The following is a 24,918-nucleotide window of genomic DNA, read 5'->3' as shown; positions in this document are numbered from 1 at the left end:
ATACGATGCGGGCAATCATGAAGTCCGAGATGGGCTCGCAAACGCGCACTCACGGGACCGAGTCGATCACCGCCCTCGACCGGACCATCCTGGATACCGCGCGAACCGTCTTCGAGACCTACGGCGTGCGCCGCGCGAACATCGAAGACGTCGCCGCCCGCGCCGGGGTCAGCCGCAGCACCATCTACCGACGTTTTCCGACCAAGGACGACCTGTTCGAACACGTGGTGCGCCGCGAGGCCGAACTCTTCTTCAGCACGCTCGACCAGGCCACCACCGGATGTACTCCGCAAGAGGCCGTGATCGAGGCGTTCGCGCTCGGGGTGCGCCTGGTCCAGGACTCGCCGCTGTATTCGCGGATCGTCGAAAGCGAACCCGAGCTGTTCGGCATGTTTTCGCGATCCCACGTCTTCCCGATCCGCCAATTCGCCGACGGGATCGCCCACACCCTGCGGCGCTGCGGGGCCGAGGTCCCCGAGCCGGACCTGGCCAACATCGCCGACATCCTGCTGCGCGTCGCCCTGGGCATCATCGTGTTTCCCACCGACCGGCTCGACACGTCGGACGCCGCGGCCGTCCGCGACTACGCCGCCCGCTATCTGGTCCCGATCATCACCCACTCGCACCGGTTTTAGCTTGTCGGCACCCTGAACTAGCCTGTAGCAGTGGCTGGATGGGCTGCGGCTCCGCGGACCCGGTACGCCAGTTGCGGCGAGATCGACATCGCCTACCAGGTCTTCGGCGATGGCCCGATCGACCTGCTCGTGCTGCCCGGGCCCTTGATCCCGATCGACTGCGTCGACAGCGAGCCGTCGATGTACCGCTTCCATCGGCGCCTGGCGTCGTTTTGCCGGGTAGTCCGGTTCGACCAGCGCGGGATCGGCCTGTCGTCGCGCATTCCCTCGCTGGACATGATCGGACCGGAATGTTGGGCGAAGGACGCGATCGGGGTCATGGACGCGGTGGGATGCGAGCGGGCAACGATCTTCGCCCCCGGGTTCACGTCGTTGGCCGCAGTCGTCCTCGCGGCCGATTACCCGGACCGGGTGAACAGCCTGGTGATCGTCAACGGCGCGGCGCGGACGCTCCGCGCTCCCGACTACCCGATCGGCACGGACGTGGGCGCCGCCGATCCCTACACGACGATCGGCATCGAGCCGGATGCCGTCGAGCAGGGCTTCGACATCCTCAGCATCATCGCTCCCTCCGTGGCGGGCAATGGCGCATTCCGCGCCTGGTGGGACATGGCCGGCAACCGGGCCGCGTCTCCCAGCATGGCGCGTGCGTTCATCAAGAAGATCAGGGAGGCCGACGTCCGCGACAGGCTCGAACGCGTCACCGTGCCGACCCTGATCGTGCATCGCGACAATCCGAGCTTCAGCCCCGTCGCGCACGCTCAGTACCTTGCCGAGCGCATCGCGGGCTCACACCTGGTCGAACTGCCGGGCGAGGACGTGCTGTATTGGGTGGGCGACACCGCACCGATGCTCGACGAGATCGAGGAGTTCATCACCGGCGTCCGCGGCGTCGCCGACACCGAGCGCCTGCTGACCACGATCGTGTTCACCGACATCGTGGGATCCACCGAGCGCGCCGCCGAGCTCGGCGACGATCGGTGGCGTGACCTGTTGGACAACCACGACACCATCGTGCGTCACGAGCTGCAGCGATTCGGGGGGCATGAAGTCAACACCGCCGGTGACGGGTTCGTGGCCACCTTCAGCAGCCCGAGTGCCGCGATCGCCTGCGCGGACGCCATCGTGGACGCGGTTCGGGTGCTCGGCATCGAGGTGCGGGTGGGCATTCACGCCGGCGAAGTCGAGGTGCGCGGCGCCTCGAAAAGTGACGTCGCCGGGATGACGGTGCACATCGGTGCGCGCGTGACGGCGCTGGCCGGGCCGAGCGAGGTGCTGGTGTCCTCGACGGTGCGTGAAATCGTCACCGGATCGCGGCACAGGTTCGCCGAACGTGGCGAGAGCGCGCTCAAGGGCGTACCGGGCCACTGGCGCCTGTATGCCCTGGTCCGCGAGCACACCGTCGTCAGGCGGTAACGAACCCGACATCCGGTGACGGTCGAGGCGCCCGGCGGCTCGGCGTAGGCTGCTAGGGGGATCGTCCGCATCGGGGCTCGCGACGCTCCCGATCTCGATTTTTGGCGCACAGCTTGGTATTTCATCGAAGGAGTACCCGTGACCGACGTGCACATTTCGCTTCCCCCCGCGTTGCGCCGAGCGTTGGATCTGCTTGCCGATCCGCCGGCGGATCCGGACGTGAGCAAGGGTTATCTCGACTTGCTGAGCACCGGATCGACCGAGGAAGCCGTCCCGAAAAACACCGGCCCGATACAGGCGGCGTGGGCATCACCGATCGGGTCGATGCTCTACGACAACGCGCAAGCCCTGTCGCGCCGGCTGATCAGCGCGTGGCAACTGCCCATCGAGTGGTTGAACATCCCGCCGGGAGGAGTAGCCCTGGACGTCGGTTCGGGTCCGGGGAACGTCACCGCGTCGCTGGCACGCGCGGCCGGTCCGGATGGGCTGGCCCTGGGCGTCGACATCTCCGAGCCCATGCTGCAACGCGCCGTCCGCAATGAAGCGGGACCACAAGTCGGTTTCATAAAGGCCGACGCACAACGACTTCCATTGCGCGACAACACTGTTGACGCGGTGATCTCCACGGCCGTGCTGCAGCTGATTCCGAATCCGACGGCCGCGCTCGCCGAGATGGCACGGGTGCTGCGACCCGGCGGAAGGCTGGCCATCATGGTCCCCACCGTCGGGCGTGCCGCCCGGATTTGGCAAAAGCTGCCCAATGTCGGGGCGCATGTGTTCGACGATGACGAAATCGGCGACATCCTGGAAGACAACGGATTCGTCAGCGTGCGGGTCAAGAACCACGGCACGTTCCAATGGGTACGCGGCAAAAAGGGCTAGCTATTTCGGCTTGCCCTCGCCGCCAGTGCAGTCTCGGCGTCGCGGTGAACAGGCCCGGCGCGGAACCACCTAGGGCCACGCCGTTCGGTTAACCGGTACTTCCGCCGTCGGGTTCCCGCGCGAGCACGGCGAGCCGGTCAATCGACCGGCGCAACATGTCGGCCGTCGTCGCGCGGGCGCGCTCAAGGCGCGTGGCGTCAGCCAGCTCCGTCCAGTCGTAGGTGTGGGTCACGCTGGTGAGCGTCGCGTTGATCGGGCTGAGCTCCCAGCGCCAGAGGTGGCCGGGCGGTGGCTTTCTCGGCTCTGCCGGACGCCAGGCGATCTTGCTGCCCTCGATGAACTCCACGACGTGGTTCTCCCGCACGGCACCGTTGGTCAGCGTCGTCTTGAACACGTCGCCGACCCGGCGCACGCGCTGCCCCGGAGCGGATGACGCGAGGTTGTTGTTGCCGTCCCAGCTCGGCTGCCGGGCCGGGTCGGCGATCAGTTCGAAAATCCGATCGGCGCTGGCTGAGATTACGCGGGTGGCGCTCACAATGCGTTCTAGTTCCGTGTCGGCCATATCGCTATCCAAACACGGCGCCCACCTCAGCATCGGGCTGCGGGCCTTTACCCCGCTCGGAGCGCCTCGACCGGTCCGGACAGGGCCGCCTTGATGTGGCGGGTGTCATCGTCGGCCAGCACCTCGGCGTCTCCCCGCTCGAGGCCGTCGACGATTTCCCGCGCCACCTGCCGCGCGTCGTTCTTGGGCACGTCGGCGGATCAAGCGCTGCCGTAACCACCGTTGCGCGTCAACGTTTTACGACCGTTCGAAGAACAACAGCGGGGTGTGGCACAGCGTGAAGACGTGCGGTAACGCCGCGAACCTGCGCGCTTCCCGGGCTCGCCGGCGCGAACGCGACCACCCGCGCGAACCGGCCATGTAATCGTGGCGCACGGCGCCGTCAGCAGCGCTCAGCACCCCTACGCATGATCCGCGAGCTAGGGCCGCCTTGGCGTGCCTTGCTCCTCAGCACCGCCTGTAACGCGTCGCAGGCGCGCGCCTTGATCGGGGCGACCACGTCGAGGTTGGTAGGGCTCTGGCTGATCCAGCCTTGCAGTGTTGGCACGATTTCAATCCCTTGTTTGTTCGGCGGCGAGCCGACTTGTTGAATTGCACCCCGGCCGTTTTACGAGTGTGCCGCGCCGCGGTAAACGCCACGAAAAGCCGTGCTGTGGCGTCAGACACAAGCCGGGCGCCATGGCGGGTTGGTCACACATCGGTTTTCTGTTGGGCAGCGCCGGAACCGCTCCTGAATCGGCGGAGATAGCCGATCAGCCGGCGTGCCGGGACCGCCTTCGGCCAGTCGTCGGCCCGAAAGTACGCGTCGGTCCCGCCATCGACGAATACTATGCTCCCGCAAAGAAAGTCGGCGGAATCCGACAGCATGAAACACATCCAGTCGGCCATGTGCCGAACATCGCCGAAGCCGCCGACCGGAACCGGAAACGACCGAACCGCTTTGGCCTGCCTGGGCGTCGACAGCTGTTCTTGCAGCAACGGTGTCATGGTGGCGCCAGGCGCGAGGGCATTCAGGCGCACCCCCGAACCCGCCCACTCGGGCAGCACCGCGTGCCGCCGCACCCACCGCGAGACGGCGATCTTTGATGCCGCATACATCATCGTCGGCGCCGCCGGGCCGAACGGCCGCACGCACCGCACCGCCTTGTCGGCGTCATGCGCGAGCAACGCCCGCACGGCTCGCCCGGGCACCGCGGGCACCGTCGTCGAAGAGTTGCTGGAAACGACGACGACCTTGGCGCGTTCGGCCGCGGCCAGCGCCGGTCGCCAGGCGACGAGCAGCTCAACGACCCCGAGGTAGTTGACCTGAGCGATCCGGCGGGGCCGATCCCTGCCCGGGCTTGGACCCAGGCCGGCGGCCAGCACGGCGCCCTCGAGCTTGCCGCCCGAGGCCGCCAGGACGCCGTCTGCGGCCTCTTTGCGCCCGTGCAACGTCGACAAGTCGGCGACGATGTCGGCGTCTTTGACGTCGACACCAATCACGGTGTGTCCGTCGCTCCGCAGCCGGTACGCGGTCTCGCGGCCCATTCCGGAAGCCGATCCGCTGATCGCGTAGGTGCCCATTGAAGGTCTCCGTTCCTCGTGCCGAAGTGTGCGCCGACGGTCGGACGAGGCGTCAGGTCGTCATGGCGGCCCGCTCGACATCGAGAAGCTGCTCGCCTCGTCGCTCCTCGTCGTAGGCCTTGCGGCCGCCCCGCAGACCGAACAGCCGTTTGGAGATCAGTAGGTAGACCACCGCGGCCATATTGATCGTGAAGGTGACCAAGCGGGTCATCGTGATGCCCTTGGTCAGGTCGTAGATCTCTAGCGGCAGGAAGACCGAGGTGGCCACCACCGCGAAGTACTCACCCCAGCGCTTCAGCAACCACAAGCCGACGCCCTCGACCACCTCCAGCAGCGCATAGGCCGCCAGCATCAAGGTCAGCAGGGTCAGCGTCGACGGCTTGGTGGCCAGCGCCTTTTCCAGCTCGTGCACCACCGTCATTTGATCGACCTTGAATCCGGCGGCTCGAAAGATCGGCAGGTCGCGATCGAGGGTGGCCTGGATGGCACCCCGCGTGCCTCGGAATTTCCACACCGCGTACGCCGCGAGTGCGATCGCCACCGCTCGGAGCAAGCGTTCGACCGCGAGGGCGCGGATGATGAACGCCTGGCGTAACGCCTTGCCGCGCATGATCATCGGCGCGTCTTCGGCGTGGCCATGGGCGTGTGGTTTGCCGAGGGTGAACTCTCCGCAGCGCAGGCAGCGCCAAACTTCGCCCAGCCGGGTTTTGCCGTTGAGGCGGTCAGCCAGTGCCTCGTCGTCCGGCGCATAGGTGACGTGGCCCCCGAACGCGCAGGTGACCAACTCCCACCGGTTGATGCCGCGATCTTTGTGCATGGCCACCTGCGCTCCTTTGACACCGGACCTGCCGATCATTCAGCGCGGGCAGCGAATTGCGCAAGACGACGCGCGCGGCGCCAATCCAACGCGGCCCGGGTCAGAAGCGCGCCTTGCCGCGTGGACGTCGGGCGACGGGACTCACCGCGCCCAGCAGGCCGGCGAGTTCGGCGACGGGTATCTCGTCGAGGCGGTCGACCGCGGTGATGATGTCGGCGCGCAGCGCTTCGTCGCAGAAGGGTTCGGCAAGCCAGTGGAATTTGTCGACGACACGTTCCCACGACATCGGGCGTGTGGGCGATCCCTCGTAATCGCTCTGCTCGCGCATGAATTCCCGCCCGTCGCGGGTAACCACGTGCACACGGGTCGCCGTGCGTTGCGGATAGTCCGCGGTCAGGTCGGCGGCGGGTTTGACGTCGACCCGCGCCAGCAGGTCCTGGACGTCGCCGCGCAGAATCCGTTCGGTCTCAAGCTGTTCGGGGCCCACCCCGCCGTCGAGCAAGGCAACCGCGCTCAGGAATTTGAGGTTGTAGTCGGCCTGCTCCTTGGTTCGTGGATGATCCTTGTCGCCGTACGCGCCCCCGCCGGCGAAGTCATACGCCCCTTGGAAGACCTCGAGGGTTACCCGTGCGACGTCGTCGCCGCGCAGATCGTTTTCGTCGCGGATGGCCAAGACCGCGTCAATAACGTTCTGTCCGTGGATAAGTGAGCAGTATTGCTTCAGGTAGGTCTGCTCGACGCAGGTGAGTCCACGGTCGGCGGTGTGGAAGTCGATCGGCTGATCGAAGAGCTGCACCAAGCCGTGCGGGCCTTCGAACAATGCCTTGGGGCCGGTGACTCCGCGGCCGGCCAACATCGTCGTGTATACCGCTCGCATACCGGTGACGGCCGGCGAAATGCCCTTCCAGTTCGACACCGGTTCGGCGTGCACGGCGGCAAGGGACACGTTGTCGGCCGCGGCGGCCGCGATGGCGTTGGCGGTGCGCTCGGCGTCTAGCCCAAGCAGCTTCGCCGATCCTGCCGCCACCGACATCGCCAGTTGCAGCGCGTGATTGAGCCCGCGCGCCATGACCGGAACCTGGGCGCTGAACCGGCATTGGATCTCGTAGGCCACTGCGAGGGCCAACAGGAAATCCGCTCCGCTGGCGTCGACGTGCTCGGCGACGGCCAGGACCGCACCTAAGTTGTCGGCGGGATGGCACAGCCCTCCCGCCGTCAGATAGGTGTCGAGCAGATCGGGGTAGCGCACCAGCACCGCGTTGAAAAACGCGGCCTGATCCACCGATGCCCGCCCGCCGCCGACGAGCGTCGCCGTGGAGACGCCGCTGAACTGGTCGGTGTGTTCGCGAATCGTCGCCACGAGTTCGCCGTCGAGGGAACCGACGGCGCAGGCGACGCTGTCGAGCACGTTGCGTTTCATCAATGCCCGGGGCCGCCCGCTCAGGTCCGCAGGTTCGGCGCCGACGACGAAACCGGCAAGGTCGTCCACAACGTAGTTGTCCGCCATGGCTTTTCGTCCTTCCGTCGATACCTCCCACTGAAGCGCAGCAACGACCCGCCGTCCAGGATCGGCCCCTTACCACTGTTCGGTCGGGGTTCCTACCGCAGGTCGGTGCCCGAATCCAGGGCGGCGCGGTGCGGGTCGTCGGCTGGAGTCCACCACCGGTCCGTGGGAGGGATGAGCCAACCTCGGCTGCGCGCAACCGCCAGCAGTGAGTCCACGACACCGCGCACGCCGGCCCGGTCGTCGTCTTGGCGGTGCAACAGCGACCAGGTCCACAGGGGAACCGGGTCGGCGACGGGACGCTGACCCAGACTGGGTGGGATTACCGCGGTATGACGCTTCGGTGAGGCGAGCACGGCCGTGCCGATCTTGCGCACGTGTACGTAGAACGCATCCCCGATGATGCCGCCGTCCTCGATCCTGACGATGCGCGCACCGGTGTGTGCGGCGAACTCCTCGGCGAATCGATTCCACGACGACCATGCCGATTCGTCGGCGTCGATGAGCACCCTAACCCGTTGTGCGGCAATGTGTTCTGGTGAGCTCGCGCCGGGAAGCACCGCTTGCAACGGCTCGGCCCGCAGCAGGTGTGCCGTGAGCCCATGCCGTTTGACGTGGTCGGCGGTGACCCATGCCAGCGCCACATCGAGAGTGCCCTCGGCGACCCGGTCGGCTTGGACGTGCGACGGCAGTACCCATTCGTCGATCCGTAGCGCCACGCCGGGCCCGACGATGCCGTGGATGTCGTCGGGCAGCCAGCTGACGTAGCCCAGGCGCACCGGAGCGTCCAGTGCGGCCGCCCGCTGCAGCCGGTGCTTGGCGTCGTCGGCAAGAGACAGGATCCTGCGCGCGTCCGGTAGCAACGACCGTCCGGCTTGGCTGAGCCGCACGCTGCGCCGGTCCCGCACGAACAGGTCGGCGCCCAGTTCACGCTCGAGCGCGATGATCTGCTGCGACAAGGCCGGCCCGGAGATGTGTACTCGCTGGGCCGCGCGGCCAAAGTGCAGCTCTTCGGCGACGGCTACGAAGTAGCGCAGCTGCCGCAGTTCCATGTGCCGAGCTTAGAGCGCGATTCGAACGGCGCGATCCACCGCATGCTGGTGCGATTCGCTACGCCACACGACACCCAGCTTGCCAAGTGCCACAAGATGTTTCGGGGGAGGGTTTGACAAAGGTGACGACGGCCAATGTTCCGCCGGCCTTGATCAAGGCCGCGAGCCGTTCCAGTGCCGCACGAGTGGCCTCGATGTGGGGCAGGTCGGCGGTCATGACAACTCGCCGGGCCCCGAGCGGAACCTCGGAATCCAGCAGTGCGTCGTAGTGGATGTTGATGTTCCACGTTGTCCGGCGGAGGGCACTCCGCCGAAAATTAATCGAGCTAACGCATGGACCCCAGTCCGGGCGGATTGGCCGGGGTGCGCGGTCCGGCCGGCCGCCGTCACATCGCCGCGAGGCCGCTCCAAAACGCCACCACGACGCGAGAAAAGGTCGGCAAGGTTTGCCAAAATTTAGGATCAGCATGGTCGAACTTTCGGGATCGCCCACGCGGCCAGTAAAAACAGGGCCAGGCACGCTGCCGCTTTGCCCACCCACAATGTTGCTGGCCAGGGGTTTGGCGGGTAGCTTGGGGAGGCAGTTCGCCACGGCACGCGAGCCGCAGTAGTCACCAATGATCGGCACCCCTCGACGAGTTGAAGGATGACGATGCTGGCCATAGACAGGCCCGTTGCCGCAGTCTCGGCAACGTCACGCCCGCGGTGGCGCATCCTGACCCGTTCCGCGCTGCTCACCGCCACATTCATCGCCCCGGCGTTGGTGGTGCGGATTGTCGGCGTGCATCTGGACCCGGTCGCTGCCCTGCTCGTCTTCGGGGCCGCGGTGGTGGCGGCCAGCTTTCTGCTGGCATGGGCCGCCGAGGCCGCGCAGATCGATGTCTCCGGCGGACTGGCGATCGCGGTGCTCGCCCTGGTCGCGGTCCTGCCCGAATACGCCGTTGACCTCTACTACGCCTACGTGTCCGGCCACAATCCGGACTACACCCAGTACGCCGCCGCCAACATGACCGGGTCCAACCGGCTGCTGATGGGGCTGGGTTGGCCTGTCGTGGTGTTGGTCAGCATCGTCGTGGCGCGCAAGGCCGGCCGCGGCCGAGCCGCCGGTTTGGCGTTGGAGCCCGCCAATCGCGTCGAACTCGGGTTTCTGCTGATCGCCGGCGTGGTCGCGTTCGTCATTCCGGCGACCGGCGAGATCCACCTGGCGCTGGGGTTGACGCTGCTGGCCTGGTTCGGTTTTTACCTCTACAAGATCGGTCACGGCGATGTGGAGGAGCCCGACCTCATCGGTACCGCCGCCGCCCTCGGTGAGCTGTCCGATCGCAGCCGGCGCATCGCCGTCGTGGGCCTCTTCGCCGCCTCGGGCGCGGTCATCCTGCTGTGCGCCAAGCCGTTCGCCGACAATCTGGTCGCCGCGGGTACCGAGTTGGGCATCGACCGGTTCCTGCTGGTTCAGTGGCTTGCGCCGCTAGCCTCCGAGGCCCCGGAGTTCATCATCGCGATCATCTTCGCCTCCCGCGGCAAGGGCACGGCCGCGATCGCCACGCTGATCTCCTCCAAGGTCAACCAGTGGACGCTGCTGATCGGGTCGTTGCCGGTGGCCCACGTGCTCGGCGGTGGCGGATTGTCCTTGGCGCTCGACTCCCGCCAGGTCGAGGAAGTGTTGCTCACGGCTGCGCAAACCCTGATGGGGGTTGCGCTCATCCTGGGGCTGCGTTTCCGCAGAGCCGCGGCCTGGGCGCTGCTGGGGTTGTTCGTCGTCCAGTTCCCGATCGTCTCGACGCAGGGGCGGCTGCTGCTCTGCGGCACTTACGCCGTGGTGGCCGTCGCCGCGCTGATCGTCAACCGCCGCCACCTGGCCGCCACCGTCCAGGCGCCCTTTGTGGGCAGGGCCATCCGTCACAGCGGTCATCCCCATGCGGAAGACGGTCCCGAACTGGCGATGTAGCCGCCGGAAGGCGCGTATAACATCGCGAGTTGACTCGAACCGATTCCGACTTGGAGCGCCCATGGCTCGCGAGGTGTTGACCGTGCTTGGCGTGGGCGGTATGGGCAACGCGATCGCCCGACGCCTGGGGGCCGGCAAAACGGTGCTGTTGGCCGACAACAACGAGGCGGCGCTGGCGTCGGTAGCCGATGCGCTGGCCGCAGACGGCCATCGGGTCGATAGCCGCGGGGTCGACGTCTCCTCACCGGAATCGGTTCGCGCGCTTGCCGAACACGCGGCCTCACTCGGCGCCGTCACGCAGGTGGCACACACCGCGGGCCTGTCCCCATCGCAGGCCTCGGCGGCAGCGATTCTGGCCGTGGATCTTTTGGGCACCGCGCTGGTGCTCGAGGAATTCGGCGAAGTCATCGCGGCGGGCGGCGCGGGCGTCGTGATCGCCAGCATGGCCGGGCACATGTTTCCGCCGCCGACCGCCGAACAAGAACGTGCGTTGGCGCACACGCCGGCTCGTGAACTGCTCGGGCTGGATTTCGCCAGCCCTCAGAAGATCACCGAACCCGGTGTCGCCTACGGAATCGCTAAACAGGCCAACCACATTCGAGTCCGGGCCGCCAGCGCGCACTGGGGCCGGCGGGGTGCCCGCGTCAACTCGATCAGTCCCGGCATCATCTCTACGCCGATGGGGCAGCAGGAGCTTGCCTCCCCCGTCGGTGACGGCATGCGCGCGATGATCGCCGCCTCTGCGACTGGTCGCATCGGCACTCCCGACGACATCGCCTCGGCCACCGCGTTTTTACTCGGCCCCGATGCGTCGTTCATTACCGGCACCGACCTGCTCGTCGACGGCGGCGTCATTGCGGCCATGAAGGCCGGTGGCCCCGGTTAGGTGCGGGATCAAACGAGGTAGTAAAGGTCCGCGTGCGCGGCGAGCTCGGGTGTCGCCGTGAACGGCTCGTTCAGCTTCAGCTCGGCGAGTTTGTTGTGGGCGTAACGCACCGCTTTGAGCGTCGCCGAGTATTCCTCGTCTTCTTCGGGGAACACCTGCTCCGTGGGGAACCACTTTTGGAATCCGACGTTTTTCAGAACGGCAAGCGAATCGGGGCGCACCCCGGCGAGCAGGACGGTGACGCCGCGCGCGGCCTGTTCGCGGAGGAAGTGCTCGATGCGCTCGATGCAGACGACGTCCGGGTGGCGCACCCGCTTGAGTCGCAACACCACGAACTTAATGTCGTCATCCACGATCCGTTGGCTGATCTCCAAGAGGTAGCGGTCTAATTCCGGTGCGGCTCCGAAGAATAGCTCCCCTTCCAGATCGTAGATGATGATCGAGGGATCCGTTGGGTCGGCCGGAATGCGTTCGCGGACGACGCGTTCGGGCGTGACAATGAGTTCCTTGGCTTTCAGCTTCGCCGCCCGCGGCACGAACAACAGGATCGACAGGAGCACGCCGAGCAGCACCGATTTGTCGAGATCGATTGCCACGCCGGTGAATGCGGTAACGATCACCAAGCCCGCGTCATAGCGGGATGCCTTGAGCGTGTAGATCAGACGCTTGAAATCGACCAGCCGCGCGGCCGTCACGAGCAGCAGCCCGGCCAGCGCCGGCTGCGGAACATACCGCAGTAAAGGCGCGAACAACAGCAGCGCCGTGGCAACCGTTGCGGCCGAGACGATCCCGGAGAAACGGGTGCGGGCACCGGACTGGAAGTCGATCGCCGATCGCGACAGCGAGCCCGAGCCTGGCAGGCTCTGGAAGAAGCCGCCGGCGAGATTGGCTAGGCCTTCCGCCATGATCTGCCGGTTGTAGTCGATCTTCTGTTGGGTCTGGTAGGCAATGGCTTTGGCAATCGACAGCGCTTCGATGATGCCGACGAAGGCGATGGCCAGCGCGCCCGTCGACAGCTGAGGCAGCCAGCCGGTGTGTAGCTCGGGGACATGCGGGGTGGGCAAGCTGCGCGGGATCTTGGCGGCCACCGACACCGCGGTATGGCCGTTCGCTCCCGGAATCGACCACCCCGCGAGATAGGCGATCAGGGCGGTGATGATCAGCACGGCAAGCATGTCGATCTGCGGCCATCGGTAGCGTTGCACCAGCTTGCGCAGGACAAGTGCCAGAATTACCGCGGCGCCGCTGAGCGTCAGGGCCCGGTAGTTGACCGGGTCCCCGTGGGTCAAGGTGAGCCACACCCGGCGCAGGACCTGCATGTGACCGTTGCCCTTGTCGCGCACACCCAGCGCGTTTCCCACCTGTCCCACGGCGAGCAGAAACGCCGCGGCCGCCATGAAACCGATGATGACCGATTCGGATATGTAGCGGGTCAGGTTGCCCAGCTTGAACAGGCTGATCACGATCTGAATCGCGCCAACCAGGACGGCCAGCAGGAACAGCCCCTGGAAGAGTTCGGTGCTGTTCTCCGGATCGAGGAAGGCGAGGGCCGTGAAGACCAGCAGCGATATCGCGCTGGTCGGCCCGTTGATCAGATGCGAGGACGACCCGAAGATCGAGGCGACCGCCGTCACCACGATCGCCGAATACACACCAAACCTGGGGTCCACTCCGGCGATCAGCGCGTACGCCATCGCCTGCGGGAACGAGATGGCGGCGACGGTGAGGCCGGCGACGAGATCGTGCCGGCCCTTCACCAGGTCGTAATTGAGAGCGCGGGCCACGTCGTGTTCAGCCTTTCCGCTATGTTGTCGACGCCGCGGCGGGTGGCGCTGAGATCGTGTCGAGGATTCCGTTGGTGCCGAAGAACTGCTCGCGCGCGTCGCTCCAGTCCTTGGCGATGGCGCTGATCGGGAACAGCGTGAGCGGGGGCAGCCGATCGGCGTGTCTGGCAAGGATGTCCGCTTTGAACGGCCGGTAGCCGTATTGCGCGACCTGCTCTTGCGCCGCGTCGGTGAACAGGTAGTCGAGGTATGCCTTGGCGTAGGTTGCGGTCTTGGGATCGGCGACGTTTGCGTCGACCCAGGCCACGGCGGGCTGGGCGAGGATGCTGACCGGCGGGTAGACCAGCTCGAGTTCGTCCTTATTGGCGGCGACCTCGCGCAGGGCCTCGTTCTCCCAACTCAGCTGCACATCGCCGATCTTCGCCAGCGCGAAGCTGTCGCCCGCGCCGCGGGCCCCGGCGTCGGAGACGGCCACGTGCCGCAATAGCGCCCGCACGTAGTCGGCCGCTTGGGCCCGGCCGCCACCTCGAGTGGTCACCGACCCCCACGCCGCGAGGATGCTCAATTGGCCGTTACCCGAGCTGCGCGGATTGGGTGTCACCACGGACACGTCATTTTTGATCAGGTCGGGCCAGTCGTGGATGGCTTTGGGATTGCCCTTGCGGACGACGAAGACGATGGTCGAGGTGTACGGCACCGAATCGTTCGGCAGACGCCGTTGCCAGTCGGCGGCGACGAACCCCCGCTTGGCCAGCGTGTCGACGTCGCTGATCAACGCCAGCGACACCACGGTGGCTTTCTGGCTGCCGTCCAGCACGCTGCGCAGCTGGCGTCCCGAGCCACCGTGAGACTCTTTGATGTCCAACGTGATTCCGGTGTGCGAGCGGTATTGCGGGATGAAGGCCTTGTCGATGGCCGCATATAACTCACGCGTCGGGTCGTAGGACACGTTGAGGATGCGGTTGGCCCCGTGGGCGGAAAGGCCGGGCACGTTCTTGGTCACGATCGCCGTCGCGGCGAAGACGATGGCGACAACACCAAGGATGTTGAGCCAGGGAATGCGCCACCGGGCACGGGGTCGCTTAGTCGACGGAGGCGTTTCTACCATCGGCAGGCGTCCTCTCGCAGCGATCCCCGGGCCATTTTGGTTTGGCACCCGGCATTTTCGGTGATGTTAACCATTGGGCCACCCGGGGACAGCCATGAGAATCACTCTGACGATAAATACGTGCGCCGTAATTCGCGCCATCGAAAACCCACCGCGGCCTCGGCGCCCTTATCTATGCTGGTCAAATGCCCCAGCGGGTGTTGCGTGAACGCCTTATCGACCTCGAAGTCCCGCGCGAAGACGTGGCCCGCGGCCGGGCGCTGCGGAAGTCCGTCCCACGGCGCGCACTCGCGCAACTGGTTCCCGCCGCGCACACGGCCACGGAGATTCTCGTCGCCCAAAATGCCGACCGGCTAAGCGAACTCGTCCCGTTGCGGTTCGCTCGGATGCTCGCCGACCCCTTCTCGTTTTACCGGGGATCCGCGGCGGTCATGGCCGCCGACCTCGCCGCCAGCCCGTCCAGTGGGATCGAAGTCATGTGTTGCGGTGACGCTCACGTCTCGAATTTCGGCATGTACGCCGCCCCGCACCGGTCAATAGTCTTCGACCTGAACGACTTCGACGAGGCGGCCGTGGCGCCCGCCGAGTGGGACGTCAAACGCCTGATCACCAGCGCGATCATCGGGGGCCGCCATGCCGGGTACCCGGCCAAGGCTATCCGCCGTTGCGTCGAACAGGCATTGCTGGGCTACCAAACCGGTCTGCACGCGATGCTCGAAATGGACGTGCTGGACCGCTACTACGTACGGGTGGAACCGGAGAGCTACACCGGGAACGTATCCAAGGGCATGCTGGGAGTGATCCGGAAGACGACATCCCGGGCGCGCACCCGAACGTCGGCGCGAGTCTTCAAGCAGATCACGGAGATTGGGCCCGACGGGACCCCACGGCTGCGGGAATCGGCCCCGGTGCTGCAGCATGTCGACGAGGACACCGAGGCGCCGTTGGTGGAGTCGGCCCGGGAGTATCTGGCCGCGGTCCCGGCCGACGTCGCGCTGCTGCTGTCGCACTTTCGCATCACCGACATCGCGCTGCGGGTGGTCGGCGTCGGCAGCGTCGGCACCCGCTGTTACCTGGTCATCTTGGTCGGTCCCAACGGCACGCCGCTGATCCTGCAGATCAAAGAGGCCACTCGATCGGTGCTCGAAGAATACGGCGGCTGGCGCCAGCCGGACACGCTGACCGCGGCCGTCGAGGCCAAGGGCCAGGGCGTGCGCGTCACCGACGGCCAGCGCATCCTGCAGGCGATGTCGGATGTGTTCCTCGGGACGACCCGCAAGGACGGCCGCGATTACTACGTCCGTCAGTTCCACGACATGAAGGGCACCGTCGACACCGAAGACATGTCGGCCTCGACGTTCCGCGAATACGTCACGGCCTGTGCGGTGCTGCTGGCGCGGGCGCACTCGCAGAGCGCGAACGCGTCAATACTGCGGGGATACGTCGGCACCAACGACACCGTGCACGACGCGGTCGCCGAGTGGTCGTACGCATACGCCGACAAGTCGCTCGACGACTTTCACCAACTGCGTGCGGCGGCCGCGGCCGGCGACATCGAGGTTGCCGACGATCCCGCCTGACAGCGGCCCGATTCGGCCATTGCCGCGCGGCCATCCTCTACGAGTACGGCCGTCCGTGGTGCGTCGAAGAGTTCGAGCTGGATCCGCCGCGCGCCGGTGAGGTGCTCGTCCGGCTGGCCGCCACCGGGCTCTGCCACTCCGACGAGCACATTCGGCAAGGAAAGCTGGCGCGGCCCCCGGATACCCTGCGCGCCCTCGGGTTGCCCGCCATGTCGCCGACGATCGGCGGGCACGAAGGCTCTGGTGTCGTGGTGGAGGTGGGCGCTGGGGTGACCCGAACGAGTTCAAACGCGAGTCCGCACCCAGCTTCGGCGCCACCCACACGGCCGCGACGGCGATCGAGGTGGTGCGCGAGCTGACCCGCGGCGTGATGGCCGATGCGGTCATAGTGTCCCCCACGATGATCGGCGAGGCGGACGTCGGGACAGCGTTGACGCTCACCCGCAAGGGCGGCACCTGTGTACTCACCGGCCTGCCGTCGCCGGCGACACACTCGATCGCAATCACGCTGCAGGATTTCATCCTGATGAACAAGACGTTGTGCGGCACCGTGTTTGGCTCTTGCAATCCGAAAAGCGACATACCCCTGCTGGCCACGCTGTATGGGTCGGCTCGGCTACTGCTCGACGAAATGATCACCAAGCGCTACGGGCTCGACGAAATCAACGAAGCCTACGCCGACCTGGCCGCCGGCCAACTGATCCGCGGCGTCATCGATTTCGGTCTAGGCTAGTCAGCGCCGGCGAGCGCGCCCTGCTTGGTTGATTGCGCGTCCGCCGGCGCCGCACCGGTGCGGTGCAGCCACTCCCGGGGGCGCAACCGCCAGGTGCGTCGGGCGTATTCCAGTTCGGTGTAGGGCCATTGGGTGACGATGCGGCCGGTGGGCGAACGGAAGTAGCTGTCACACTGGGTCCAGACGGTGCGCTCGAGGTCCGCGGAAAGCCGGTCGTTGTAACACTTTTCGGCTTCCGGGCGCACGTCGACGTATCCGCCCCGGCGCGCCACCCGACTCGCCGCGCTGGCCACCAGCCGCGCACCGGCCTCCAGGATGTAGACGATCGAGTTGCCGCCCTGGTTGGTGTTGGGGCCGTAGAGCATGAAGAAGTTCGGGAAGCCGCCGACGGCCACGCCCAGGTAGGCGCTGGGGTCGTCTCCCCAGCGCTCGTGCAGCCGCTGGCCCCCAACCCCGATGACGTCGATGCCCGACAGGTAGCGCGCCGTCTCGAACCCGGTGGCCAGCACGATCGCGTCGGCGTCGACCGCCTTGCCGGTCGCGGTGATCACCGACGTCTCGGCAATCCGCGCGATGGGGTCGGTGACCAGCTCGACGTTGGCTTCCTGCAGCGCCCGGTAATACTCGTCGCCCAGCAGCACGCGCTTGCAGCGGAACGGGTAGTTCGGCGTCAGCGCGCGGCGCAGCCGCTCGTCGGCCACGGTGCGCTCCAGAAACGACGTCGCGATGTGGGTGCGCGCGGCCACCACCGGGTCGTCGGCGAAGGTCGCCGTGTTGTCGTGCTGGAATTTCCAGATCTGCCAACGGGTGCGGCGCGCCGCCAGGGGATCGCGCCGAAACCGCACCAATTCGGTTGCGCTGTAGGGTCGGTCGTCCTTGGGTACCATCCACGGCGGGGTTCGCTGGAACACGGTCACGCGTTCGGCGACCCTCGCCAATTCGGGAACCACCTGCACCCCGCTGGCGCCGGTGCCGATCACCGCCACCTTCTTGCCCGCCAGCCCGATGCCGTGATCCCACTGCGCGGTGTGCATGAGCGGGCCGCCGAAGTCGGCCAGGCCCTCGATGTCGGGCAGCCTCGGCGATCCGAACAGTCCGGCGGCGCAGACGATGACGTCGGCGGTCAGGGTGGCTGGGGTCCCGGCGCGGTCCAGCTGGCAGTCCCAGCTCCAGGTTTCCGCGTTCCAGCGGACCGAGCGCACGCGGGTGTTGAGCATGAGGTGGCGGCGCAGATCGAAATCGTCGGTCACCGATTCGAGGTAGGCCAGGATCTCGGGCTGCCGAGCGTAGGTGCGGCTCCAGGACTTGTTGGGCGCGAACGAAAATGAATACAGATGGCTTTGGATATCGCACGCGGCGCCGGGATAGGTGTTGCGCCGCCAGGTGCCCCCGACGCCGTCACCGCCCTCGATGATCACCAGGTCGTCGATGCCGGCGCGGCGCAGCGCCACCGCCGCGCCGAGACCGCCGAAGCCCGCGCCGATGATCGCCACCCTCGGGGGGCGTCGGCGTCGTGTCGCCGCCCGCAGCCGACCGACCGCATAGCGCCGACCGGCCCGTCGGCTCGTCACGGCCCGGTCCCCGCACCGCGGACCTCGAGCCCCTCGAGGTCCCCCTGTGCCCGCCATGCCGCCAAGATGTCGGCGTATTCGGTTGGGGTACCGAAGAAGAAGCTGCCCTGCCGGGTCCTGGCGTCCGCCTTCCCCTCCCGGTTGTAGTAGCCGGGGGTGCAGGTCTTCGCGCGCGCGGCGGTGGCGGCCGACCGCGCCACCACCGTGTCCACCCACGCGGCTTCGGCTCCGGGTGACGCCTCGACTTCGGTGACGCCTCGCTCAAGTGCACGCGCAATGATCCACGCGGCGTGGCTCGCCTGCACGTCCAGCAGGTAGGGGAAATTGACCGTGAGCCCCGCCTGGGCGATGCTTTCGATGAAACAGTTCGGAAAACCGTTGGTGCACAAGCCCTGGAACGTGCGCACACCGTCGCGCCACCGGTCGGTCAGCGTGACGCCGTCGCGGCCGATCAGCTCGAACCCGGTCCGTCGACAGTAGTCGGTGCCGACCTCGAAACCGGTCGCGAAGATGAGGCAGTCGAGCTCGTGGGCCACCCCGTCGACGACCGCGCCGGTCTCGGTGATGCGCTCCACTCCGCGACCGCGGGTGTCGACCAGCGTGACGTTGTCGCGGTTGAACGTCTGGAGATACGCGTCGTGGAAGCAGGGCCGCTTGCAGAAGTAGCCGTACCAGGGTTTGAGCGCCTCCGCGGTGGCGCGGTCGGCCACGATCTCGTCGACCCGGGCCCGGATCTCCTCCATCTTGGCGAAGTCGGCGAGCTCGACGTCGCGAGCCGGTGAACCGGTGGTGTCGTGACGCATGACCGGAAGCTTGCGGGTGATGCTCGTCCAGGCGTCGGCGACGAGATCCTCCTCGGCCCGCCCACCGGCGGTGAGGATCTGGAAGTTCTCTATGCGCTCGCGCTGCCAGCCCGGCCGTAATGCGTTGACCCACTGCGGATCCGTGGGCCGGTTGTCCCGCACGTCCACCGACGATGGCGTGCGCTGGAAGACGTAGAGGTGCCTCGCCGCCGCGGCCAGGTGCGGCACGCACTGCACCGCCGTCGCGCCCGTGCCGATGATGCCGACGCGCTGACCGGCCAGGTTCTCCAGCTTCTCGCCGGTGTAGCCATAGTCCCACCGGCTGGTGTGAAACGTCTTTCCCCGGAAGGTGCCGATCCCGGGGATGCCGGGCAGCTTGGGCTTCGCTTGATACCCGTTGGCCATGGAGACGAACCTGGCCCGCATCTCGTCGCCCCGGTTTGTCCGGATGATCCAGCGGGAACTTTCGGCCTCCCAACGGATCTCGTGGACATCGGTCTGCAGGCACGCGTCGCGGTACAGGTCGTAGTGCTCGGCGATGGCCCGGCAGTGCGCGAAGATCTCGGCCCCCTGGGCGTATTTTTCGGTGGGGACGTAACCGAGCTCCTCCAACAGCGGCATATACACATAGGATTCGACGTCGCAGGCGATCCCCGGATACCGGTTCCAGTACCAGGTGCCACCCACGTCGGCCGCCCGGTCGATCAACCGGATGCTGTCGACCCCGAGTTGGCGGAGCCGCGCGCCCGTCAACAACCCGCCGAAACCGGCGCCGATGATCGCCACGTCGACCTGATCGGTGAGGGGCTCGCGGGCGAACGCCCCGTCCATCCAGGGGTCGTCGGCGAACCGGGCGAAAGCACCCGCGATCTCCACGTACTGCGCGATGCCGTCGGGCCGCAATCGCAGCGCGCGCTCTTCGGCGTACTTCCGTCGCAGCGCCTCGACGTCGAACGTCGCGCCAACGGTCTCGGTCACGGCATCGACTCCCTGTTCGTGACCCGACTATATAATCAATCGCTTGATCATATCAAGGGCGCGCTGGGGTTGCTCGGCGCCGAGCCCGCGGTGAGTGCGCCGAGACTGCGCTCAGCGCGCCGATTTTGGCCCGACCGGCGCGCTGGGCGCAGTCTCGGCGGCTCCAGATCCCAACAGCGTCCCCCTGATCAACTTCTTGGCCGAGTCCAGCGCCGCGTGGTAGTCCTCCGGCGGCAGCGAGGCGCCCAGCTCGGTCAGGCCGTAGATCAGGGAGTAGACGGCCTCAACAGCGCCCCCGTCAGCGCTCCCGACGATGCCCTCGATGATGTCGCGGAACGCCGTGAATCCCGCGGGGTCATCAAAGGCGACCGCGCTTTCGGCCCGGATCGCCCACTCGAAAGCGGCGAGGTCGGGGTATTCGCGCATCAATTGGCCCGATTCGTCGAGCACCGCTTCGATTCGGTCGATGACATCGCCGGGGCCGCCGGCGGCCCGGCGCAGCCGCGGCAACGCCACCTCGGTTCGGGCCGCGACCGCCGCCTTGATCAGCTCCGACTTGTTCGGAAAATAGTTGTACAGGCTGGCGCTGGTCACCTTCGCCGTGCGGGCGATCTCGCGGATGGTGGCCCGGGAGTACCCCACCGTGGCCACGCAGCGCATGGTGGCGGCGACGATCCGCTGGCGGGTCTCCTCGCCGCTGGCGCCGACCGGGCGACCTAGCTGCGACCTTCCCATCGTTGTCCTCACTGGCGCGTCCTGTCCGTCGAATATAATCGGATGATCAATTACTTCTGGCTTGCGGCGCGGACGTGGGCGGCGCGTCGACCAGCGACCGGCCGCGGGCATGGCGCGCCGTGAACGCCGCGCCGTCTCAATTGGGCCGCCCGGCGGGCGCCACCGGTGAGCAGACCCGCGCCCGAATCCTCACCGCGGCCATGCGCTGCGTGGCGGAAGTGGGGTATTCACGGGCGACGATCCGCGAGATCGCCAAGGCCGCCGACATGACCAGTGGCAGCCTGTATCACTACTTTCCGAACAAGTCGGAGTTGCTCAAAGCGACCGTCGGCGAAATCGACGAGATCGCGTCGCCGCGGCTGCGGTCCGCCGCGGCGCGAGCCCATGACGTCGCCGATCGCCTTGAGGCGGTGTTGGACGAGTCGGGCCAATTGATGCGCGATTATCCCTACCTGGCCGCGTTCGATCGCGCGATGCGCGCCGAAAGCGCCGCGCACCTGCGCGACGGCCGGCCGCGGTACCCAGGGCTAATAGCGTTGCGCGACATAATAACTGACATCGTCGAGGACGCCCGGTCGCGGGGAGCGCTGCCACCCGACACCAACCCGCGCGCCGCCGTGAACGCAATCTACGCGTTGACGCGCGGCCTGACGGAGCAGGCGGCCAACCTGGCACCGGCGGCCTACGCGGCCACGTTGGGGTCGGCCAAGGAATTGATCAGGGGCACGCTTTTCGCGCCGCAAGCGAGTCGCCCAGGGTCCACAGCGCAACACCGACCAGCACGAGATCCTTGAGCAGGAATTGGCCCGGCAGTGCGGACAACACGGGAAGGCCGCCGGCGTGGGACGCGACGACGCCCGGCGTGGTGAACAAGAAGCTCAGCGTTCCCAGGAATAGCACCACCGCCAGAGCACTGCCGGCCGCGGATACGCGCGGCCACACCGGCCGCAGCGCAATGAGAAGCGCGGCAACGATTTCCATCGTTCCCAGCCCCCGCGCGACCGTCGCGACACTGGATACGTTGTAGATCCAGCTCATCAGCGGGCTGTGCTCGATGAGCACGCGGGATTCCATCTTCACGTACTTACCGAACCCGATCCAGGCCAAGACGACCGCCAGGCCGTAACGGCTGATCAGCTGTCCCGATCGGGTCAGCCACGGCGCCATGAAAGGGTCCTTCCGGCGATGGATGTCGAGGGCAATTTGTTCCTACAGGACACGATTGACGCCGGGATCGCGTTCATCCCGCGACCGCTCGAGTCCGGCGACGATGAGCCGCAACCCGTATGCGAACTCCTCCTCCAGCGGAACGGGGAGCTCGTCGGCGACCGCGACCGTCGCAGGATAGCGAGACGGATCGAGCTGGTGGAACGCGGCCGCCACCGAGGCATCCCGTTCGGGTGTGGCCGATCTGGAGAGTTGGATTCCGAAGCCGAGTACGTAACGGGCGAGCGTGGCGTAGGCGTGCGCGGCGACCACCGGCGCGAAGCCGTTATTCAGTAGGACCGACAGAACCAGCTCGCGCTGGGCCAGCGCATTGGGCCCCATGGGCACGTGCCCGATCAACAGGGTTGCGACATTGCCGTGGCGGCCCAGCGCGGCGAACATGTGCTGCGCGAACGACGTGCAGGCGTCTTGCCACGGCAGCCCGGCAACCGTTTCCGCGTCGAGTACGACGTCACCGAGCATGCGATCAACCACCATGGCCACCAGTTCCGACCGGTTGGCGAAGTGGCGGTACAGCGTGGCGGTGCCCGATCCCAGGCGCTGCGCCAGGGCACGCATCGACAGGGCGTCGGCTCCATGCTCGTCGACGAGGTCGAGGGCTGCCGTAAGGATCCGGTCCAGCGGCACGGCCGGGCGGCCGCGGGAGCGGCCCGGCGGCGACTCGGGGGGTTCTCCGACGTCGCTCAATGCGAGTGCCTCCACAACGCCTTGACACCGTACCGATTAATGAACACACTGTATCCATTAATAAAGGCGGGGTCAATCCCCCTGATAGCAAGGACGTCTCGCCATGCTGCTTCCCCTGGCATCGGAGCCCTATACCCCTCCGACCGACCGCGACATGCTTCCTTCCGAGCGCCGCGAATTCGTCCGCACGCATCGCACCTGTGTGTTCGGTTACCGTCGGCGCAACGACGGCCCGGCGATGTCGGTCGTCTACTACATCCCCACCGACACCGACGAACTGCTGGTGTCCACCATGGCCGGCCGCGGCAAAGCCCGCGTCATCGAACGCGACGGCAAGGTCAGCCTGTGCGTCCTCGACGAGCGGTGGCCCTTCGCCTACCTCCAGGTCTATGCCGACGCCGTCCTGGATCAAGACCGCGACCTCGCGGTCGACGTCATGATGGCGGTTGCCGGCCGAATGTCCGGCCAACCGCTCGGCGAGGAGGCGCGGCCCCACATCCAAGCGATGTCCGAGCGAGAAAACCGCGTGGTCATCCGCTGTCGGCCCTACGCGAGTTATGCGACACCGCCGCGCCACCTGCATCGCAACGACCAGGTCGAGCAACTAAGCCATTGGGTGTCAGGCGTGGTCCCGTGGGACGCGGACGATCCGGGGAAGGACTGACTTACCGGGCGTAACGATCCCGCAGTTTGGTCAGGGTCGCCTCGATGCCCGTCGCATTGGCCTTCCGGAAGCCCATCAGTTCGTAGTACTTCAGCATGTTCTTGATCGCGCCGGCGTCGCGGTAATCGAACGTCTCGGTGACTCGTGTCAGGGTCGGTGAAAGCGACTCGAATTCCCACCGCCAGCGGTGGCCCGCCGGATGGCGCCATTCGACCACTTCGTTCGGTTTCAAAGCCGTCACCGTGCTGGTGATGCGGTAGGGCACGCCAAACATCTTCATGCTCGTCGAAAACTTCGACCCCACAACCAGTTTCGCCGGCATTCTGATGTTGTCGCGGACGGTGCCCGATCCGTCGAGTTCGGGGTGACGTCGAGGGTCGGCGGCCTGCGCGTACAGCTCCGCGGCCGGTGCGGCCACTTCGACCGACCGGCTCACCTGTCGCGGTCCGGCGTCAACAACGGTCACAGTCACGACGTCTCCCTCCTATTGCCAGCGAGGTCGACGCTACGCTTCGCCGAAGTGACAGCAGGTGTCCGGGACCCAGACGTTGATCGAGGTTGGCAAGAAAGGAATTTCAGGAACCGATGAACCAATCAATTCCAGGGAAGGTCGCGTTGATCACCGGGGCCGCGCGCGGACAGGGCCGGGCGCACGCGGTGCGGCTCAGCGCCGAAGGCGCCGACATCATCGCGGTCGACATCGCCGGCCCGCTGCCGTCCAGCGTGCCCTACGACTCCCCGACACCCGGCGACCTGGCCGAGACGGCACGACTCGTCAACGCCAACGGCAGGAAGGTCGTCACGGAGGCCGTCGACATCCGCGAGCTTGACGCGCTCAAGGCCGCCGTCGACCGCGCGGTGGGCGAACTGGGCCGCCTCGACATCATCGTCGCCAACGCCGGGATCTGCAGTCCGGCACCCTGGGATCAGATCACCCCGCAAGCGTTCCGCGACACCATCGACACCAACGTGACCGGCACCTGGAACACCGTGATGGCTGGCGCTCATCACATCATCGACGGCGGCCGCGGCGGGTCGATCATCCTCATCGGATCCGCCGCCGGCATCAACATGCAATCGTTCATGATCCACTACACGGCAAGCAAACACGCCGTCGTCGGGATGGCGCGCGCGTTCGCCGCCGAACTCGGCCGGCACAACATCCGCGTCAACAGCCTGAACCCCGGAGCCGTCGCCACCCCGATGGGCACCGGACGAATGCGCGACGCGCTGCAAGCGGCCGCCGACTCCTACCCGCACCTGCGGGGCATGCACAAACCGCTGCTGCCCGAGGGCATCGCCCAACCCGAAGACATCGCCGACGCGGTCGCCTGGCTGGCCTCCGATCAATCCAGATTGGTTACCGCCACCCAGGTTTCGGTCGATATCGGCGTTGGCTACGTCTGATCCCGGCCGCGCCCCTACACCCCCCTCCGGAACTGACGCCCGTCTGCGGCAGCGGCCCCTTGACGAGGGAATACGCCCCGGGGACGCGGGCGTTGAAGAGACGGTATACCCTGGCAGGGTATACCGAAGGGAGCGTCATGAACACGAGCGAGTTTCGGGTGAGCGGGATGAGCTGCGGTCACTGCGAGGCCGCCATCAGGGGCGAGGTGGGCCAAATCCCGGGTGTGGTCAGCGTTGACGTCAACGCGCGCACGGGCAGGCTCGTCGTTACAAGTTCTGTTCCCGTCGACGCGAGCGCCGTGCTGGGCGCGGTCGACGAGGCCGGCTATGAGGCGGTCGTGGTCGCGTGAAAACGGGTCCACGCCAGATCAATGAG

25 protein-coding genes and 3 pseudogenes are annotated in these 24,918 nt (G+C 66.8%); 12 read left to right on the top strand and 16 right to left on the bottom strand.

What is annotated here, in order from left to right; translation table 11 throughout:
* The first annotated feature begins 17 nt into the window (after window positions 1-17).
* From K3U93_RS01040 to K3U93_RS01030, 3 genes are all read left to right on the top strand, one after another.
* Complete coding sequence (locus K3U93_RS01040; protein ID WP_083009158.1) at window positions 18-635, top strand: TetR/AcrR family transcriptional regulator; 618 nt, start codon at window positions 18-20, stop codon at window positions 633-635.
* Between the two features lie 30 nt (window positions 636-665).
* Window positions 666-2,051 (top strand): bifunctional lipase/adenylate cyclase LipJ, encoded by a 1,386-nt coding sequence (locus tag K3U93_RS01035; RefSeq protein ID WP_071512667.1) that lies wholly within the window; start codon window positions 666-668, stop codon window positions 2,049-2,051.
* A 138-nt stretch (window positions 2,052-2,189) separates the two neighbouring features.
* Window positions 2,190-2,933, top strand: coding sequence for a class I SAM-dependent methyltransferase (locus tag K3U93_RS01030; RefSeq protein WP_071512668.1), 744 nt, complete (start codon window positions 2,190-2,192; stop codon window positions 2,931-2,933).
* A gap of 88 nt (window positions 2,934-3,021) precedes the next feature.
* Here K3U93_RS01030 and K3U93_RS01025 read toward each other — a convergent pair whose 3' ends face one another.
* Window positions 3,022-3,495 carry an SRPBCC family protein gene (locus K3U93_RS01025; protein ID WP_083008956.1) on the bottom strand — a complete coding sequence of 158 codons (474 nt, stop codon included), beginning with the start codon at window positions 3,493-3,495 and terminating at the stop codon, window positions 3,022-3,024.
* Between the two features lie 47 nt (window positions 3,496-3,542).
* Window positions 3,543-3,689: pseudogene (locus tag K3U93_RS01020) on the bottom strand (short-chain dehydrogenase); the annotation flags it as partial.
* Window positions 3,690-3,694: 5 nt separating this feature from the next.
* On the opposite strand from K3U93_RS01020, the gene K3U93_RS01015 reads away from it, so the two are divergent.
* The gene (locus tag K3U93_RS01015) at window positions 3,695-3,859 is read left to right on the top strand and encodes a CGNR zinc finger domain-containing protein (RefSeq protein ID WP_230981726.1); all 165 of its coding nucleotides are present in this window, start codon (window positions 3,695-3,697) and stop codon (window positions 3,857-3,859) included.
* 18 nt (window positions 3,860-3,877) lie between these two features.
* On the opposite strand, the gene K3U93_RS01010 is transcribed toward K3U93_RS01015, so the two are convergent.
* From K3U93_RS01010 to K3U93_RS24655, 6 genes and pseudogenes are all read right to left on the bottom strand, one after another.
* On the bottom strand, window positions 3,878-4,042 hold the full coding sequence (locus K3U93_RS01010; protein WP_176219866.1) for a hypothetical protein: 165 nt from the start codon (window positions 4,040-4,042) through the stop codon (window positions 3,878-3,880).
* A gap of 143 nt (window positions 4,043-4,185) precedes the next feature.
* On the bottom strand, window positions 4,186-5,058 hold the full coding sequence (locus tag K3U93_RS01005) for an SDR family oxidoreductase (RefSeq protein WP_083008954.1): 873 nt from the start codon (window positions 5,056-5,058) through the stop codon (window positions 4,186-4,188).
* 52 nt (window positions 5,059-5,110) lie between these two features.
* The gene (locus K3U93_RS01000) at window positions 5,111-5,875 is read right to left on the bottom strand and encodes a DUF2127 domain-containing protein (protein ID WP_083009155.1); all 765 of its coding nucleotides are present in this window, start codon (window positions 5,873-5,875) and stop codon (window positions 5,111-5,113) included.
* Between the two features lie 100 nt (window positions 5,876-5,975).
* Entirely contained in the window at window positions 5,976-7,364 is a 1,389-nt protein-coding gene (locus K3U93_RS00995) for an MmgE/PrpD family protein (RefSeq protein ID WP_083009152.1), read from the bottom strand.
* Between the two features lie 110 nt (window positions 7,365-7,474).
* Window positions 7,475-8,431: a LysR family transcriptional regulator gene (locus K3U93_RS25330; protein ID WP_071512672.1), complete on the bottom strand. Its 957-nt coding sequence runs from the start codon at window positions 8,429-8,431 to the stop codon at window positions 7,475-7,477.
* 35 nt (window positions 8,432-8,466) lie between these two features.
* A pseudogene (locus K3U93_RS24655) lies at window positions 8,467-8,753 on the bottom strand (SAM-dependent methyltransferase); the annotation flags it as partial.
* Window positions 8,754-9,083: 330 nt separating this feature from the next.
* Here K3U93_RS24655 and K3U93_RS00985 point away from each other — a divergent pair.
* Both K3U93_RS00985 and K3U93_RS00980 read left to right on the top strand, forming a co-directional pair.
* Window positions 9,084-10,379 (top strand): calcium:cation antiporter family protein, encoded by a 1,296-nt coding sequence (locus K3U93_RS00985; RefSeq protein WP_230981554.1) that lies wholly within the window; start codon window positions 9,084-9,086, stop codon window positions 10,377-10,379.
* Window positions 10,380-10,440: 61 nt separating this feature from the next.
* Window positions 10,441-11,265, top strand: a complete 825-nt coding sequence (locus K3U93_RS00980) for an SDR family oxidoreductase (protein WP_083008948.1) — start codon at window positions 10,441-10,443, stop codon at window positions 11,263-11,265.
* 8 nt (window positions 11,266-11,273) lie between these two features.
* Here K3U93_RS00980 and K3U93_RS00975 read toward each other — a convergent pair whose 3' ends face one another.
* On the bottom strand, window positions 11,274-13,049 hold the full coding sequence (locus K3U93_RS00975; protein WP_083008945.1) for a SulP family inorganic anion transporter: 1,776 nt from the start codon (window positions 13,047-13,049) through the stop codon (window positions 11,274-11,276).
* Between the two features lie 19 nt (window positions 13,050-13,068).
* Entirely contained in the window at window positions 13,069-14,157 is a 1,089-nt protein-coding gene (locus tag K3U93_RS00970) for a sulfate ABC transporter substrate-binding protein (protein WP_083008942.1), read from the bottom strand.
* Between the two features lie 185 nt (window positions 14,158-14,342).
* On the opposite strand from K3U93_RS00970, the gene K3U93_RS00965 reads away from it, so the two are divergent.
* On the top strand, window positions 14,343-15,737 hold the full coding sequence (locus K3U93_RS00965; RefSeq protein WP_083008939.1) for a DUF2252 domain-containing protein: 1,395 nt from the start codon (window positions 14,343-14,345) through the stop codon (window positions 15,735-15,737).
* A pseudogene (locus K3U93_RS00960) lies at window positions 15,734-16,470 on the top strand (zinc-binding dehydrogenase). Before K3U93_RS00965 ends, K3U93_RS00960 begins: the two are co-directional and overlap by 4 nt.
* On the opposite strand, the gene K3U93_RS00955 reads toward K3U93_RS00960, so the two are convergent.
* The 3 genes from K3U93_RS00955 to K3U93_RS00945 all read right to left on the bottom strand — a co-directional run bounded on the left by K3U93_RS00955 (window position 16,467) and on the right by K3U93_RS00945 (window position 20,557).
* Entirely contained in the window at window positions 16,467-18,041 is a 1,575-nt protein-coding gene (locus K3U93_RS00955) for a flavin-containing monooxygenase (RefSeq protein WP_071512678.1), read from the bottom strand. The pseudogene K3U93_RS00960 and the gene K3U93_RS00955 sit on opposite strands and share 4 nt — an antisense overlap.
* Entirely contained in the window at window positions 18,038-19,822 is a 1,785-nt protein-coding gene (locus K3U93_RS00950; RefSeq protein WP_083008936.1) for a flavin-containing monooxygenase, read from the bottom strand. Before K3U93_RS00950 ends, K3U93_RS00955 begins: the two co-directional genes overlap by 4 nt.
* A 111-nt stretch (window positions 19,823-19,933) precedes the next feature.
* Window positions 19,934-20,557 carry a TetR/AcrR family transcriptional regulator gene (locus K3U93_RS00945; RefSeq protein WP_083008933.1) on the bottom strand — a complete coding sequence of 208 codons (624 nt, stop codon included), beginning with the start codon at window positions 20,555-20,557 and terminating at the stop codon, window positions 19,934-19,936.
* Between the two features lie 74 nt (window positions 20,558-20,631).
* Here K3U93_RS00945 and K3U93_RS00940 point away from each other — a divergent pair, with 74 nt between their 5' ends.
* Entirely contained in the window at window positions 20,632-21,351 is a 720-nt protein-coding gene (locus K3U93_RS00940) for a TetR/AcrR family transcriptional regulator (protein ID WP_420915368.1), read from the top strand.
* Here K3U93_RS00940 and K3U93_RS00935 read toward each other — a convergent pair.
* The gene (locus K3U93_RS00935; protein WP_071512681.1) at window positions 21,275-21,724 is read right to left on the bottom strand and encodes a DUF417 family protein; all 450 of its coding nucleotides are present in this window, start codon (window positions 21,722-21,724) and stop codon (window positions 21,275-21,277) included. The genes K3U93_RS00940 and K3U93_RS00935 overlap by 77 nt on opposite strands.
* A gap of 42 nt (window positions 21,725-21,766) precedes the next feature.
* Complete coding sequence (locus tag K3U93_RS00930; RefSeq protein ID WP_083009146.1) at window positions 21,767-22,405, bottom strand: TetR/AcrR family transcriptional regulator; 639 nt, start codon at window positions 22,403-22,405, stop codon at window positions 21,767-21,769.
* A 169-nt stretch (window positions 22,406-22,574) separates the two neighbouring features.
* Between K3U93_RS00930 and K3U93_RS00925 the strand changes: the two genes are divergently transcribed.
* Window positions 22,575-23,135 (top strand): pyridoxamine 5'-phosphate oxidase family protein, encoded by a 561-nt coding sequence (locus K3U93_RS00925; protein WP_071512682.1) that lies wholly within the window; start codon window positions 22,575-22,577, stop codon window positions 23,133-23,135.
* A 1-nt stretch (window position 23,136) separates the two neighbouring features.
* Here K3U93_RS00925 and K3U93_RS00920 read toward each other — a convergent pair whose 3' ends face one another.
* Window positions 23,137-23,607 carry an SRPBCC family protein gene (locus K3U93_RS00920; protein ID WP_071512683.1) on the bottom strand — a complete coding sequence of 157 codons (471 nt, stop codon included), beginning with the start codon at window positions 23,605-23,607 and terminating at the stop codon, window positions 23,137-23,139.
* Window positions 23,608-23,720: 113 nt separating this feature from the next.
* On the opposite strand from K3U93_RS00920, the gene K3U93_RS00915 reads away from it, so the two are divergent.
* Together K3U93_RS00915 and K3U93_RS00910 are read left to right on the top strand one after the other, a co-directional pair.
* The gene (locus K3U93_RS00915) at window positions 23,721-24,542 is read left to right on the top strand and encodes a mycofactocin-coupled SDR family oxidoreductase (protein ID WP_071512684.1); all 822 of its coding nucleotides are present in this window, start codon (window positions 23,721-23,723) and stop codon (window positions 24,540-24,542) included.
* Between the two features lie 137 nt (window positions 24,543-24,679).
* Window positions 24,680-24,892, top strand: a complete 213-nt coding sequence (locus K3U93_RS00910; RefSeq protein ID WP_083009144.1) for a heavy-metal-associated domain-containing protein — start codon at window positions 24,680-24,682, stop codon at window positions 24,890-24,892.
* The last annotated feature ends 26 nt before the right edge of the window (window positions 24,893-24,918 follow it).

This window comes from Mycobacterium malmoense (assembly GCF_019645855.1).
GTDB classification, from domain to species: domain Bacteria; phylum Actinomycetota; class Actinomycetes; order Mycobacteriales; family Mycobacteriaceae; genus Mycobacterium; species Mycobacterium malmoense.
Note: the sequence above shows the minus strand (reverse complement) of the source record. Positions and strands in the feature narration are given on the sequence as shown.

What these genes read in the sequence shown, in the direction of transcription:
- K3U93_RS01040 (WP_083009158.1), top strand. Translation starts at nt 18, where the DNA reads ATGAAGTCCGAGATGGGCTCGCAAACGCGCACTCACGGGACCGAGTCG.
- K3U93_RS01025 (WP_083008956.1), bottom strand. Translation starts at nt 3,495, where the DNA reads ATGGCCGACACGGAACTAGAACGCATTGTGAGCGCCACCCGCGTAATC.
- K3U93_RS01005 (WP_083008954.1), bottom strand. Translation starts at nt 5,058, where the DNA reads ATGGGCACCTACGCGATCAGCGGATCGGCTTCCGGAATGGGCCGCGAG.
- K3U93_RS01000 (WP_083009155.1), bottom strand. Translation starts at nt 5,875, where the DNA reads ATGCACAAAGATCGCGGCATCAACCGGTGGGAGTTGGTCACCTGCGCG.
- K3U93_RS25330 (WP_071512672.1), bottom strand. Translation starts at nt 8,431, where the DNA reads ATGGAACTGCGGCAGCTGCGCTACTTCGTAGCCGTCGCCGAAGAGCTG.
- K3U93_RS00985 (WP_230981554.1), top strand. Translation starts at nt 9,084, where the DNA reads ATGCTGGCCATAGACAGGCCCGTTGCCGCAGTCTCGGCAACGTCACGC.
- K3U93_RS00980 (WP_083008948.1), top strand. Translation starts at nt 10,441, where the DNA reads ATGGCTCGCGAGGTGTTGACCGTGCTTGGCGTGGGCGGTATGGGCAAC.
- K3U93_RS00970 (WP_083008942.1), bottom strand. Translation starts at nt 14,157, where the DNA reads ATGGTAGAAACGCCTCCGTCGACTAAGCGACCCCGTGCCCGGTGGCGC.
- K3U93_RS00965 (WP_083008939.1), top strand. Translation starts at nt 14,343, where the DNA reads ATGCCCCAGCGGGTGTTGCGTGAACGCCTTATCGACCTCGAAGTCCCG.
- K3U93_RS00945 (WP_083008933.1), bottom strand. Translation starts at nt 20,557, where the DNA reads ATGGGAAGGTCGCAGCTAGGTCGCCCGGTCGGCGCCAGCGGCGAGGAG.
- K3U93_RS00935 (WP_071512681.1), bottom strand. Translation starts at nt 21,724, where the DNA reads ATGGCGCCGTGGCTGACCCGATCGGGACAGCTGATCAGCCGTTACGGC.
- K3U93_RS00925 (WP_071512682.1), top strand. Translation starts at nt 22,575, where the DNA reads ATGCTGCTTCCCCTGGCATCGGAGCCCTATACCCCTCCGACCGACCGC.
- K3U93_RS00915 (WP_071512684.1), top strand. Translation starts at nt 23,721, where the DNA reads ATGAACCAATCAATTCCAGGGAAGGTCGCGTTGATCACCGGGGCCGCG.
- K3U93_RS00910 (WP_083009144.1), top strand. Translation starts at nt 24,680, where the DNA reads ATGAACACGAGCGAGTTTCGGGTGAGCGGGATGAGCTGCGGTCACTGC.